This is a genomic window from Otoolea muris, from assembly GCF_943193115.1.
Lineage (GTDB): Bacteria > Bacillota > Clostridia > Lachnospirales > Lachnospiraceae > Otoolea > Otoolea muris.
Genome location: NZ_CALPCY010000088.1, coordinates 1 through 12,745, shown reverse-complemented (window position 1 = coordinate 12,745; position 12,745 = coordinate 1). Strand labels below are relative to the sequence as shown.

Here is a 12,745-nt window from a genome sequence, read left to right as displayed (position 1 = left end):
TCTTTGGCTTTTTCCTGCATATTCAAGCCCCATGTGGCTACTCTGGTAACTGCATCTACTATGCCGTTCCAGATTTTAGCGGGCGTTTCTTTCACAATGGTTACAATGTTCGTAAGCATTGTGTTCATTACCTCTTTGGCTTTTTCCTGCATATTCAAGCCCCATGTGGCTACTCTGGTAACTGCATCTACTATGCCGTTCCAGATTTTCTGCGGCAGCTCCTTTGCAACGTCTATAACTTTGGTTACAAACTCTGTAATGACTGTGCCGCCTTTTTCTTTCATGCTTGCGCCCCACTCGGCTATTTTTTCTATGCCTGCCGCTATCGCCTGCGGTATCTGTGTTGGCAGCTCCTTTAGCTTGTTTAAAATCGTCGTCACAAGCTGCCCTGCTGCCGCCACGATTTTAGGCAGCCCCGTTATAAGCCCCTCTACAATAGCTACAATAATCTGCGGTACTGCTGCTATAAGCAGCGGTATTGCATCTATAATGCCGTCCACAAGCGCTACTATAATGTCGCCTGCGCTCTCCAAAATAAGCGGTATGCCCTCTACCAGCGCATTTATTATGCTGGTTATAATCTGCGGCAGTTTCTCTATGATGACTGGCAGCGCCGCTATAATCCCGTCTGCAAGCCCCGTGACAAGCTGCAATGCTGCATCTATCAGCATAGGCACGTTGTTTATCAGCGTATCCACTATGGTAAGCACTGCATCTACTACGCTTGGTATCAGCTCTGGCAGCGCCTCGCCCAGCCCTTTTGCCAGCCCTGCAATAATCTGTACTGCGCCCTCTGCCAGCGACGGTATCAGCTCCACAATGCCGTTAATCAGAGTGGTTATTATCTCCGTTGCGCTCTCTGCCAGTGTCGGTATCGCCTCTACAATGCCGTCCACAAGCCCCGTAATCATTCCTACGCCCGCCTGCACGATTGCTGGCGCACTCTCTACAATGCCGTCTACAAGCCCGTTTACAAGCTCTACGGCAAAGCTGGTAATCTGCGGCAGCATTTCTGCCAGCCCGTTTACCATATTGCTTAGTGCGTCGCCAAAGCTCTGCGCCAGTTTCCCCATATCGCCGCCCGCCTCTGCCGCACCCTGCGCCAGCTCGTTTGCAAACTGGCTGAAAATCGGTAGCGCCTGCTCGCCTATCGGCATGATAAAGCTGGTCTGTAGTATCCTGCCTGCGCCCTGCATAGCCTCTGAAAACGTGTCATATTTTACGGCGTTAATCTTCCCCATAGCGTCCGTGGTCTTGCTTATCTGCCCCTCAACGTCCATAAGCGACGTGCAGGCATCAGCGCCCATATCTTCCCACATAGTACCCATTAAGCCCACGCCCGCCGTATACTGTAGCGTCTTGTCGTCGCAGTTCTTAAGTGCCTCGCTTACTTGGCTCATAGCCTCTTTTGCGCTGTCGCCGCCCTTTTGGAATTTCCCTACCACTTCGTCTGCGTTAAGTCCCAGACTTTCAAGGTATTCGTTTGCCGTCCCGTCATTCATGCGGATACTAAACTCCTTAAAAGCGTCGCCCATCTTGTCTATGCTCCAAACGCCAGTAGCAGCGCCGTTAGCGATAGAGTTAAACATATCCTCTGCGCTTAGCCCTGCCTGCGAATACTGGTTACTGTATTCGTTGATAACGTCCAGCAAATCCCCGTTCTTGTTAAGCCCGTTCTGCGCGCCCTGCGCAATAAGGTTATATGCCTCGTCAGAGGATACGCCGAATTTTTCCATAAGCTGCGTTGCGGCTCTGGTGCTTTCCGCTACGTCAAAGTCAAACGTATCCCGCAGCGCTAATGCGTTGGTCGTCATTTTTTCCAGCTCGTCTGCCCCTAAGTCGCCTGCCTGCTGCCGTACCTCTGCCATAGCCGCCGCTATGTCCTCAAAGCCCTCGCCAAAATTTGCGTTGTAGATATTCTCCATGACTTGCTTGTACTGCCCTGCGTCCTCTGTAGCCGTCCCCGTGGCTGCGCAGAAATCATTTAAAGCGCCCTTTGCCTCGTCCGCTTGGCTTACTGCATAGCCCAGCCCAGCCACTACCGCCGTACCGATTGCAGCCGCAGCCGCCCCCACTGCCGCTATTCCTTTCGCCATAATGCCGCCCAGATTTCCCATAGCAGATGCAAGCCCGTTATGCCCCTGCTCGGTTTCTGCAAGCTGGTTTTCCACGTCGTATAGGGCGGCTCTTTCGTTGTGCAGCTGCGTTTCAAGCTCTTTAGCCTCGCTGCTGGTTTCCCCATACTGGCGCACCATGCTTTCATAGGCTCTTTCCGTTTCCGCTACCTTTTTTGCCTGCTCGTCATATGTCCTTTTAAGCACTTCCTGCTTTTCAGCCACGGCTTTTGCGCTGTCCGCATTGTTTTTATACTTTGCGTTCACTTCCTGCAATTCTGCGCTCAAAAGGGATAAGTTTTTATCTATCCCTTGGCAAGCCGCCTCGTACTGGCGCTGCGCCTGCACGCCCTCTGAAAGTTCGTTTTCTACAGACTGCAAGGCAGCTCCCGTATCAAAAAGCGCCGCCTCTGCATAGTTCAAATCTCTTTGCAGTCTTTGTGTAGCCTCACTGTTGTTGCCCGTCTGCTGTGCGCATCTCTCTAACGCCTTGCGTGCCTCTTCTACTTTTTTTGCCTGCTCTGCATATTTTTCAGATAAAACGCCCTGCTTTGCCTTTAATGCCTCTATGCTGTTTTCGTTTCCTTTGTATTCTGCGGTTACTCGGCGCATTTCAGCATTAAGGTTTTTCAGATTATTGTTTATATCTTTGCAGGCTGCCTTGTATTCTGCCTCACCGTCAAAGCTAAGCCTTGTTTTTATATTTTCCGTCTTATCAGCCATTCGCTACAGTCCCCCTAATGCTATGTCAATGTCGTCCAGTTCCTCTGCCGCCTGCGGTACTGCTGCCCGTTCCTGCCTAAAAATGTGCGGGTTATATTCCTTGTGGTATCTGAATAGGGTTACAATCTGGTACGGCGTTTTTCTCCATGCCTCACGCTCCCTATACCCCAGCAGCACCATAGCGATATACAAAAGCCGTGCAGTGTCTAGCTTTCCTGCACGGCTTTCATTTCCCCCGCCTCTTCGTCGTCCTCTGTTTCGGTATCTCTGCTGCCCTCTCCGTCGCCTGCTGTGCCTGCTGCAAACGACGCAAAAATAGCCCGCTGTACCTCTGCCAGATTTCCCATATGTATCAGCCTGCCTATCTGCTGCTCTGTGAAAAGCTGGGCGTTCTCGTCCTCTTCTAAAAGCCCCTCATTGATAAGCATTGTAAGCAGCCATTTTGTATCCTTTACCCAGTCTGGGTTACTCTGGTTAAAAGCCTCGCCCAGCTTGTCATAGCCGCCGAATTTCGTTTGAATTTCGTCCAGTGCGTTAAGGGTAAAAAGAAGTCTGTACTCTTTCCCTTTCAGCGTTACTGTATAGCCACCGTCTTTAATTGCGCTCATATCAACAAATTAAGGCGCAGCCATGCGCTGCGCCTTTTCTCCTTTCCCTTTATTCTGTTTTACACCTCTGGTATTGTTGCCGCTGGCTCTGGCACTGCCGTAAACCATGTTTTGGCTGCGTCGCTGTTCTCTGTGCCTACAAAGTCGGCTTTCCAGCGTCCGTCTTTTTTCCTTGCGGTAAAATCCGCCTCAATGTCTGGCGTGTTAAACTTGATGCTTTCGCCCTTTGTTTCGTACTTTTCAGACGGTACTTTAAACTTAGCCTTAAGCAGCCAGACGTAGCGGAAACGCCCGCCCGTTTTCTTTGCCCTAAAACCGATAGCCACATACGGCGGCTCGTCGTCTTTTCCAGCCCATACTACGTTATTCTGGTCTACTTCCTGCCCCAGTACCTCTGCCAGCACTTCTGGCGTTAGGTCTTTTACGCCCAGCTTAAGCGTGCCGCTGGCAAACTCGGATACGCTTTCACTCAACGTATCATCTGCGTATAAGCTGCCGTCTGCCGTCTTTACGGATAAGTCAGCCGTCATAGCCTCTGCCATTTTCTTAGGCGTTCCGTAGGTTTCTGCGCCGTCTGCCTCTGTGCATACTGCATAAAATAAATCTCTTAATCCCAGTGTCATTGTCTTGTCACTCCTTTAATATTTCGATTGTGATAGGCACTAACCAGTACCCCGTTTCTGTTTCGTAGTTCTCTGTATCAACGCTGTTAATATAAACGTCTGCCGCCCGCAACACTTCCAGAGTTTTGTTAAGCTGTGCCTCATAGTCGCCTTTATGGAAAAGCGTTACCCTATACATTTCCTTGCTTTCGCTCTCTGTGTCGTCTGCATTTACGGCAGCGCCGCCATTTAGCCGCAGGAAAGTATAATAGGCTTTCGGCTTGCATCTGCCAGTATATACGCCCCGCTGTGCTGGCAGCCCTGCGCTCTCTAAAATCTCTTTTATGCTGCTCATTGTCCTTGCTCACGCTCCCATACTTCCATTTGTGCATCAACTACTTTTTCGTGTGCTTTCGCATTTGCTACCGTCATATAAGGGCGGGCTGCTTTTTTACTTGTGCCGTATTCGTTTATAAATCCTATCGTTGCATATCTTACTTTGCTTTTATCGCCCTTTCTGTCATTTCCGTGCTTTGCCCTGCCCTGCGGGTATACATCAATATGTTTTTCCCTGTCGCCGCCCTGCACTTTTGTAGGCTTTATTGCTTTAATAAAGCCAGCGGTTTCCTCAATCCCCATAGCTTTTGCCTCTTCCCTTTGCGCCTCTACCAGCACTGCTGCCCCTGCTTGCAGCATTTTAGGCACTGCCCTTGTTGCTGCCTGCTCTCTCCTGCTAAATGCCTCTATTACCTCTTCCAGCCCCACCGTAGTAAACTCTGCCATTTTATTTGCCCCCTTTCTGTTGATTTTCATTCGACATTGTTCTATAATTTTCTTAAAAACGATAGAAAGGTTGTGTTTTATATGAAAAAGAAAACTATAGTCTTTTCCTGCCTTGCCGCTCTATTCCTTTTATCCTCTTTTAGCGGATTTGCAGGCGGTCTTGTTTCTGGTGGCGTTGGCTGCCTTGTTATCTGTGGTATTTTTGCTTTTCTGGCTTTCCGTTCTGCTAAATCGGTTACAGAAACAAATAGGGAAGTACCGCAAACGCCTAACCGTTTTACCCCCCCCCCGAACAAAAGTTCGTTTTCTCAATCCCTGCATGATAATACAGTAAATACCGATACGGCAAAAGCTCCCGCCGCAGCGCCAGTACCCAGCGCTCCTGCACAACGTCAATCAAAATACATATTTGCGCCTATAAAAGTCACTGGTGTAACTTTTAATAATGACGACGGCTCTTCACGCCAACTTATTTTGCGCAAACTTCATTTTCACGATAGCCCGTTTAATGAATATGCCGACGTTGAAATAAAGCAATATGAGTATAAAGGGCAGCCCGCTTACGGTGTCTATGTCAACAATATGCAGATAGGAAACATACCCGCTGATTTGATACCTTTTATACAGGACAATATAGAACGCATTGAAAGTATAAGTTATATTGATGTATACGGCGGCGGTCAAAAAGACGGTAAACCTATTTCTTACGGCTGTAAAATCACATTACGCTTTTTAAAAGACAATCCACCTATCAATGTTCCAGATACTCTGAAAATAAATGATTAACATTTCCTGCGGCGGTATCCCCGCCGCTTTTATGTTCCCTCGTCCTTATGTCGCAAGTCCGTAAGCGTAAGCTCTATGGTATCGTCGTCTATGTCGTAGGTCTTAAGCACAAAAAAGCGCCGCCCGTCCATTTCTACGGTGTCCTCGCCCTCATAGTCTGCCTTATGTACCTCACATTTCGCCTCTACCACCTTGCCCGTCTGCTGGCTCTTAAAATACTCGCTGTAGCCTACTTTCTTCTTGTTGCAGAAAACAGTGCGGGCGCTCTCCTGCGGCTCATTCTCAAAGCCGCCAGCATTTACCCGCTCTTCTGGCGGCTGCTGGCTTATAAGCGTAAGCTCGTCTACCCATGCTGCCATATTTACGCCTCACTTTCTGCGCCCTCGGTGTCCGTTTCGGACACTGGCGGCGCTTGTTCTGGCTCTTCGTTGTACTCCTGCGACAAAGCAAGCCGCATTTTCAGCGTGTCGTATGACTGCCTAAACTTCTCCGCTTTGTCGTTATAGCCAAATTCTGCCTTGCAGTAAAGAGTTACCGCCCTTATAATCAGTGCGTCGCCCTCGTCAATGGCTTTTATGCCGTCGTTTGCAAGGTCAGCTTTGCAGGCGGCTATACAGTCCTCAATTTCTGCCGTTATTTTGTCGCTGGTGCTGCTAATGCGCAGCGCCGCCCGCATTTTCTCCGTTAATGTGGTGGCATCTGCCGCCATACTCTGCACCCTCTTTCTGGTTAATGAATAGCAATAGATATGATGCTATCTAAGTTGTAAAAACCTACCCACTTCTTATTTTTCACGATAATAAAATAACGTCCGTCATATTTATAATCTGTCCATTCTTTTTTCTTCCACTTTATGACACGCCCATTTTTAAGTACAATCCTAATCATACAATCTCCTTTCTGGTTATCCCACAATTTCTGCCACGCCTGCTGCCGTCAGCTCTTCCGCACGCTCCCTGCTTACGCTGTAAGCCTCTCCTGCGTCCTTAATCTGGTTAAGCTGCTTGTCTAAAAACCTTGTAACGGCTTTTACCTTAACCAGCCCTGCTGCCTCTTCTCTGGCTTTCTGTTCGGCTGCGGCTTTTTCCGCTGCCTGCGCCGCCTCTTCCTGCTCTCTGGCTGCCTGCTCTGCCGCCCGTTCCTCTTCCTGCCGTGCTGCCTCTGCGTCAAAAAGCGCCTTTTCCTCTTCTGTAAGCTCGCTTTCTGATACGTCTACCTCTACTGCTGCAATTCTGGCTATGATTTCCTCGGCTTTCCCGCTTGCGCTCACGCCCATATCTTTAGCCAACGCCTGCAAATCCTTGTAGCTGTATTCTTTCAGCTGTTCTGCGCTTAAATGTCCTTTCATGTCCTATACCTCATTTCTGGCAGCCAGCGCTTAAGCGCCAGCCGCCGTATTGTATTACACTGCCTTGATTGCCTTTTTGATAAGAATAATGCCGTTTGTGTCTGCCGCCTTGCCGTCTACCACCATTAAGCACTTATTCTTAATCTTGTTGTTGTCGTGGTCAGTCCACTTAGTTACCTGCATTTCCATGTTTGTGTTAATCACATAGTCGGACAGTTTCATAAACACTGCGAACACGTCGCCTGCTGCTGCGTCGTCCCAGCTCGGTAAAATCTCGTCCTCTACCGTTTCCACTGTCTTACCCATAAAGCGGTAGCTTTCCTCTCCGTTAATGCCGTAGTTCGTGCGTCCTATCGGCTGCCCGTTCTTATCTTCCATGCCGTCAATTCCAACGTCAAAAGTGGACTGGTTCATAATAAAGCTGCCGTTTCTGTAGGCTTTCTTAATCTTGCCTTTTACCTTGTGCCAGCCTTTCCAGCTTGCGTATTCCTCTTCTGTCAGCTCTACCACTGCCACTACCCTTGTGTCCTTAAGAACGCCCAGCGGCTGCCCCTCGCCCGTTCCATTGAAAATTGCAATCTCAATAGCCTTAACCATTGCCTCTGTTGCCATAGGTATAAATAAATCCGTGAACATTTTCAGCGTAACCACGTTTGCTAAGATGCTCTGGGAAATCTTGCACTCTAAGCCGTAGTAATTGAATGTCACGGAATTTTTAGCGCTGGCTTTCTGGTCGTCGCTGGGCTTTTCCTCTGTAATCCAGTGCGCCGTAGGCTTTAAGTCAGCAATAGGGATTGCTACACCACCCTGCACGTTGATTTTCCGCACCTGTGCATAAATGCTGCCGTAGCTCTCCAACTTCTGAATGATTTCATTCATAATAGACGTGGGGATAACTGCCCCGCTGTCTGCCGTTGTGGTCGTTTCCGCAGCCCTAAACTCTGCGGGGATTGCCGCACCCCTGCACACATAATTCATAAACGCTTTTCTGTATGCTACCGTGTCGTACTTGTCCTCTGGCTCTTTCGCCTGCGGCTGCGTCCCGCCTGCCCCTGCAAAGCTCCTAAGTAGCGTGGGCTGTGTCCCGTTTCCGTCGCCGCCCTCGTCGCCTACTGGCTCGCCAGCTGCAATGCGGGCAAGTAAAGCGCTGCGCCTTTCAGCTGCCGCCTGCAATGCCGCCCGCTCTTCCTGCAATTCCCCTACTTCTTTTTCCAGCGCCTCAATCTCTGCCGCTGTCAGTTCTGCCGCCCTTGTGGTAAGCTCCTGCTTAATCTGGGCTAATCTTGCCTCAATCTCTTTCAATCTCATTGTTTCTGCTCTCCTTTTCTGGTTTTGATTTTCTTATAGGCTTGCCATAATCTTTAGTAAATTTATACGCCGCTGTAGCAACTCCTGCCGCTCCTGCTCATAACTCCTATGTGCAAAAGCACGGGCGCTTATTTCCGTATCGCCGTTTGCTGGTATGCTTACTGCGGATACGTCATAAACCTTTTTGATTTTTAATATTGTTCTGGTGTGCGTGGCTCTTTCGTAGCTTTCCTCTGCCACTGTAAATGCCCATGACATTTTAGTTATCATGCCTGCCTCTATGTCTTGGTATAGCCCACGGGCTAAGTCTGTCCTGCCTAAATCGGCTGCTATCATAAGCCCCTTTGTGTCTGGCTCTAAGATAAGCGTTTTATTTGACTGTCTTGCAAATACCCTGCCCTCATGGTCGTACTGCATGATAACGTCGCTCATGTCTGCGCCGTCCAGTGCGTGTGCGTCTATTCTTTCGTAATACTTCGTGCCGTCCTCAAACTCATAAAGCAGATACGGCACGTTAAACGTGGTGGCGTATCCCTCTACGTAAAAATCCGTCTGTATCCGCTTTTCGGCAGCCCCAGCGGTCAGCGGTGCTGCCAGCGTCCTATATTCCCGTTCTTTCTTAATCGGCATCTTTTACACCCTCTTTCTGCCCGCTGCCGTCCTGCGGCGGCTCTGTCTGTGTTTCCTGCGTCTGTCCGTCCCCTGCTGGTTCTCCCGCCTGCTGCCCCTTGCCGCTCTCCTGCGGCATCTGCTGTATGATTATCTGCGGCTTTTCCTCTCCCTTACCCAGCTGGCTTACTTCCGTGTATTCCTTGCGGATATAATACTTGTCGCCGTCCTCAACGTGCGCCATGTTCCATATATCCATCACGCCGTTACGGTTCAATAATGCACGGTCAAAAAGCTGCGTGCTTACTTGCAGCTTTGTTGCGTTGCTGGCATATTGCAGGCGGTTAGCCGAAAACGTAATAGCGTTACCGCACGCCCTCTCCCTCTCGGTAAAGCTCATGTTTGTCATTACAAGCGATAGCTGTATTGCAAACTGTTCTATCTTTCCCTCATAGTAGGCGTTCCACGTTTCCTCATTGAATTTGTTTTGCAGAATATCCATGTTTGTACCAAAATGCGTACATACATTGTCTTGTATAAGCTGCATCTGCAAAGCGTTTGGCGTGTATGGCTTGCTTTCCACTTGCTTAAGCTCGCTGAATTTATTGTCGTAAATAATCATGCCACTGTCATTCTCTGCGCTTAAGTTTTCCTCTGTAAACCTCTGCCGCTCTTTTTTTATGTCCTCTGGCTTCAGCATATTTGCCACCTTTGCCAGAAAACGTATATTTGCAGAATTTTTGACGGCATTTATAATGCCCTCATTCTGCGTATGTATCAGCTGCATTGTTGGCTGTAGCGTGCTGTTGTCCTCTCCGAAAAGGTCGTCTTTATATTCAAAGTCTGTCAGTATCCCCACCTTTTCAAATTCAATAGCGCCATACTCGCCATTTGCAAAAAGATAGCGTAGATATATGCCGCCGTTTACTTCCCTTACCTCGCACCGTTCCGCTCGCAATGGATACCAGCCGCAAAGCGTCCCGTTCTCGTCCTCGATAGGCACAATAAAAGCGGTGTGTTCCACCGCTACATAGGTCGCCAGCCTTTTTATGAATTTTGTAGTATCCATGAAATAGTTAGGTTTGTACTGTAGCGTCTTTTCCAGCCGCTTTAATGCGCTGCCCTCTATCTCTGGCTTTAGCTTGCTACAATGCGTTGCAAAGCTGTTTATTGCCGTTCTGGTTAAGTCCATTTCATATACGCCGCCGCTATAGCTGGTAAATGTAGGGCTGTACCCGTTAAGCATCTTGAAATAATTTCCCAGTGCTTTTAATTCTTTTTTGTGAAAAAGATAATCTAAGAATTTGATACCGTCCACTCTCCTTTCTATGCGGCATTTTTAAGCAGCTCGCCGCACTCTTCCCAGTATTTTTGTCTTACCGTCATAGCGTCTATGACGGATACAAAGCCGTCGATATGCGCCCGCTGCTCTATCTTTATCGGTCTAAATTTCCTTGTTTCCATGTTGTGCTTAAGCGCAACATTCAAGAAATGTGTCTTTAGCAAATTATTGTCTGCAATCTTGAAATTTCCGTCTTTTATGATGCCCTCAAACTCCCGTATGACTGGCGTTAAGTTTTCCCCTTGATGCACGTCGTCTGTCTGGAAACCATAGTCTTTCAATTCCTCTATCAGATATTTTGCCATGTATCGGTCATACCCTATTTTGAGTATATAAATGCCGTAATTTTCCACCAGCCCCGTAAACCATGCGTATACGTCGTGGTAGTCTACGTAGTTGTCGCCGCTTAAGGTTATCAGCCCCTTTTTAACAAATATGTCATACGGCACGCCGTCCGTAGCCTGCAAGGTTTCCACCCTTCCCCGTGGCATAAAGAATTGAGTGAACGCATAAAGCACGCCGTCCTTTTCAATTACCACGCTTGCTGCGGTCAAGTCCGTTGTTTGGCTTAAGTCTATGCCGCCTACGGCGTAGCAGTCCCTAAAGTCCTCTAAGGTCTTTTCAACGCCTGCGCCGTCCACCGTCGCATATTCCAGCCACGCTATAGAGCTGTTCTGCTTGATATTGCAGTATTTTGTTAAAAATTCTGCCCGCTTGCTTAAGCTGTTTTCTGCTACTGCTATCTCGTCCGTGAAAAAGCTCTCTTTTACAGATACGCCCATGTTTGGGTTAGCTTTCTTAAGCTCTTCTATATCGTTCCACTTTTCCACGTCGTCTATCATGTAAAGGAACGGCAAAAGCCGCCTTTCCTTGCTGTTGCCCTTTAAAAAGCTGGTGCTGCGTTTCATCAGCTCATCATAAATACTGTCGTTTATATAGCCTGCGGTACTGATAGACAAAATCATAGGCTGGCGGCGTGCGCCTAAAGCAGACTTCATAACCTCATACTGCTTTAGCCCTGCGTCGCCGCTCCATGCCGCCATTTCGTCACATACCACCAGCTGCGGGTTAAATCCGTCAGACTTCTTGGCGTTAAATGCGATAGGCTTTACAAAGCTGTTTGTTTCCTCATAGTAAATATCGCTGCGCCGCTTTTTCGCCAGCTCGTTTAGCTCGTCCTCTGCCTGCACCATTTTATAAAAACCGTCATATACAAGCGTTGCTTGGTCTAATTTCGGCGCTAAGCAATAGATTTCCTGCCCGTACTCTGGCTCTAGGTATACCATGTATGCAATAATCGCAGATGCAAACAAGCTCTTTCCGTTTTTCCTGCCAATTACTATAAAAATCTCACGAAAAATACGTGTTTTTTCTTCGTCTTGTATGCCAAAAATTACAGAAACTATGGCTTTCTGCCATAGTTCCAGTTTGATTAAATCATTACGCCCCTTGCTGTGGTGGCAGAAATTTTCTATAAACTTTATAGCTTTGTTTGCCGCCTTTGCATTAAAAAAATACTCCTGCTTTTCCAGCCCGCCCACAATGATTTTATAGATTTCCTTTATCCATTTTCCCGCTACAATTTCGCCGCTTGTAATCTTAGCGTGGTACTCATAGATATAGTTTCTATACGGCATCTGCGCCTACTCGTCCCGCAGCGCCTCTAGCCTGCTTTCCTTTCGTTTCGCAGCTGGTACTAAGTCGGTCAGCTGCTTAATTACTGCTGCATAATTCTTGCTTAACGCTATGTACGTGTCTGCCTCTGGGCTTTTCTTTGTCCCGTACTGGTTCTCGCCGTTCTTGTACTCGCTCGTCCAGCCGTCCTGCTCTATGATTTCCTGCAAGTCGTCAAGCTCCACGCTCATAAATGCAGCCTTTTCTATCAGCGGCGTTACTAAGTTTTTCTTATTCTCGTCTAAGTCCTTGAAAATTTTCTTAAGTCTGCTTTTCTCGGACTTAATTCTCTGCTCTTTTGTCTTTTCCGTCTTTGTCGCCATTCCTTTTACCCCGCTTTCCTCTCCTGCGCCCCACCACACCCCCTACACCACGTATGCGCACGCCCGTAGGGTAATTTTAAGGTATCCCCCTCGGTATCTTCCCCCTTTAATTATTTTTCTGAATAGGGGGGACTATGCGCCCGTCTGCATCAAAACCGTACCGCAGTTGCGGCGTGCGCTTATGATGCTCTTTGTTGTGGCAGTCTTGGCACAGCGCCTCTAGGTTATCCCAGTTAAGCGTTATGTTCGTGTCGTTAATGTTCGCTCTGGTTATGTAGCGCTTGTGGTGCGCCACCTTTGCAGGCTCGCCGCAGCGCTCGCATATATAATCTTGTGACATTAAGTAAGCGGCTCTGGTATTCTCCCATGCCGCCGATAGATAGAAACTCTTAGCCCATGCTTTCATATTTTCCCCGCTCCTTTCCCTTTGTATTCCCAGCACCCTAGATTTCATGCGCTGGGTAGAGGCTAAAGAATGAAAACAAAAAAGAGTAGGCTACTGCTGCCGCCTGCTGCGGTTTAAGC

At 48.3% G+C, this 12,745-nt stretch carries 17 protein-coding genes; 1 reads left to right on the top strand and 16 read right to left on the bottom strand.

Annotated elements, in window-relative coordinates; all coding sequences use genetic code 11:
* The 6 genes from NFS31_RS25345 to NFS31_RS25320 all read right to left on the bottom strand — a co-directional run.
* Window positions 1-2,837 (bottom strand): phage tail tape measure protein (locus NFS31_RS25345; protein WP_251501467.1); only part of this gene is annotated, 2,837 nt, incomplete at its 3' end.
* Between the two features lie 3 nt (window positions 2,838-2,840).
* On the bottom strand, window positions 2,841-3,029 hold the full coding sequence (locus tag NFS31_RS25340; RefSeq protein WP_251501464.1) for a hypothetical protein: 189 nt from the start codon (window positions 3,027-3,029) through the stop codon (window positions 2,841-2,843).
* Between the two features lie 14 nt (window positions 3,030-3,043).
* Window positions 3,044-3,445 (bottom strand): hypothetical protein, encoded by a 402-nt coding sequence (locus NFS31_RS25335; protein WP_251209168.1) that lies wholly within the window; start codon window positions 3,443-3,445, stop codon window positions 3,044-3,046.
* A gap of 59 nt (window positions 3,446-3,504) precedes the next feature.
* The gene (locus NFS31_RS25330; protein ID WP_251501461.1) at window positions 3,505-4,068 is read right to left on the bottom strand and encodes a major tail protein; all 564 of its coding nucleotides are present in this window, start codon (window positions 4,066-4,068) and stop codon (window positions 3,505-3,507) included.
* 7 nt (window positions 4,069-4,075) lie between these two features.
* Window positions 4,076-4,402 (bottom strand): hypothetical protein, encoded by a 327-nt coding sequence (locus NFS31_RS25325; protein WP_251501458.1) that lies wholly within the window; start codon window positions 4,400-4,402, stop codon window positions 4,076-4,078.
* Window positions 4,399-4,830, bottom strand: a complete 432-nt coding sequence (locus tag NFS31_RS25320; protein ID WP_172518798.1) for a hypothetical protein — start codon at window positions 4,828-4,830, stop codon at window positions 4,399-4,401. Before NFS31_RS25320 ends, NFS31_RS25325 begins: the two co-directional genes overlap by 4 nt.
* An 81-nt stretch (window positions 4,831-4,911) precedes the next feature.
* Here NFS31_RS25320 and NFS31_RS25315 point away from each other — a divergent pair, with 81 nt between their 5' ends.
* Window positions 4,912-5,616, top strand: coding sequence for a hypothetical protein (locus tag NFS31_RS25315; protein WP_251501455.1), 705 nt, complete (start codon window positions 4,912-4,914; stop codon window positions 5,614-5,616).
* A gap of 29 nt (window positions 5,617-5,645) precedes the next feature.
* Here the strand turns inward: NFS31_RS25315 and NFS31_RS25310 are convergent, their stop codons facing one another.
* From NFS31_RS25310 to NFS31_RS25265, 10 genes are all read right to left on the bottom strand, one after another.
* Window positions 5,646-5,975, bottom strand: a complete 330-nt coding sequence (locus tag NFS31_RS25310) for a hypothetical protein (RefSeq protein ID WP_251501453.1) — start codon at window positions 5,973-5,975, stop codon at window positions 5,646-5,648.
* A gap of 2 nt (window positions 5,976-5,977) precedes the next feature.
* Window positions 5,978-6,325 (bottom strand): phage head-tail connector protein, encoded by a 348-nt coding sequence (locus tag NFS31_RS25305; RefSeq protein WP_251501449.1) that lies wholly within the window; start codon window positions 6,323-6,325, stop codon window positions 5,978-5,980.
* Between the two features lie 20 nt (window positions 6,326-6,345).
* Window positions 6,346-6,504, bottom strand: a complete 159-nt coding sequence (locus NFS31_RS25300; protein WP_251501446.1) for a hypothetical protein — start codon at window positions 6,502-6,504, stop codon at window positions 6,346-6,348.
* A gap of 16 nt (window positions 6,505-6,520) precedes the next feature.
* A complete protein-coding gene (locus NFS31_RS25295; RefSeq protein WP_251501443.1) occupies window positions 6,521-6,964 on the bottom strand; it encodes a hypothetical protein in 444 nt (147 codons plus the stop codon).
* 54 nt (window positions 6,965-7,018) lie between these two features.
* On the bottom strand, window positions 7,019-8,272 hold the full coding sequence (locus tag NFS31_RS25290; protein ID WP_251501440.1) for a phage major capsid protein: 1,254 nt from the start codon (window positions 8,270-8,272) through the stop codon (window positions 7,019-7,021).
* Window positions 8,273-8,305: 33 nt separating this feature from the next.
* Window positions 8,306-8,902, bottom strand: coding sequence for an HK97 family phage prohead protease (locus NFS31_RS25285; protein WP_172510341.1), 597 nt, complete (start codon window positions 8,900-8,902; stop codon window positions 8,306-8,308).
* Window positions 8,892-10,199, bottom strand: a complete 1,308-nt coding sequence (locus NFS31_RS25280; RefSeq protein ID WP_251501437.1) for a phage portal protein — start codon at window positions 10,197-10,199, stop codon at window positions 8,892-8,894. Before NFS31_RS25280 ends, NFS31_RS25285 begins: the two co-directional genes overlap by 11 nt.
* Before the next feature lie 8 nt (window positions 10,200-10,207).
* A complete protein-coding gene (locus NFS31_RS25275) occupies window positions 10,208-11,860 on the bottom strand; it encodes a terminase large subunit (protein WP_251501433.1) in 1,653 nt (550 codons plus the stop codon).
* A gap of 6 nt (window positions 11,861-11,866) precedes the next feature.
* Window positions 11,867-12,220: a hypothetical protein gene (locus tag NFS31_RS25270; RefSeq protein WP_251501430.1), complete on the bottom strand. Its 354-nt coding sequence runs from the start codon at window positions 12,218-12,220 to the stop codon at window positions 11,867-11,869.
* Window positions 12,221-12,326: 106 nt separating this feature from the next.
* Complete coding sequence (locus NFS31_RS25265; RefSeq protein WP_120436393.1) at window positions 12,327-12,626, bottom strand: HNH endonuclease; 300 nt, start codon at window positions 12,624-12,626, stop codon at window positions 12,327-12,329.
* Window positions 12,627-12,745 lie beyond the last annotated feature (119 nt).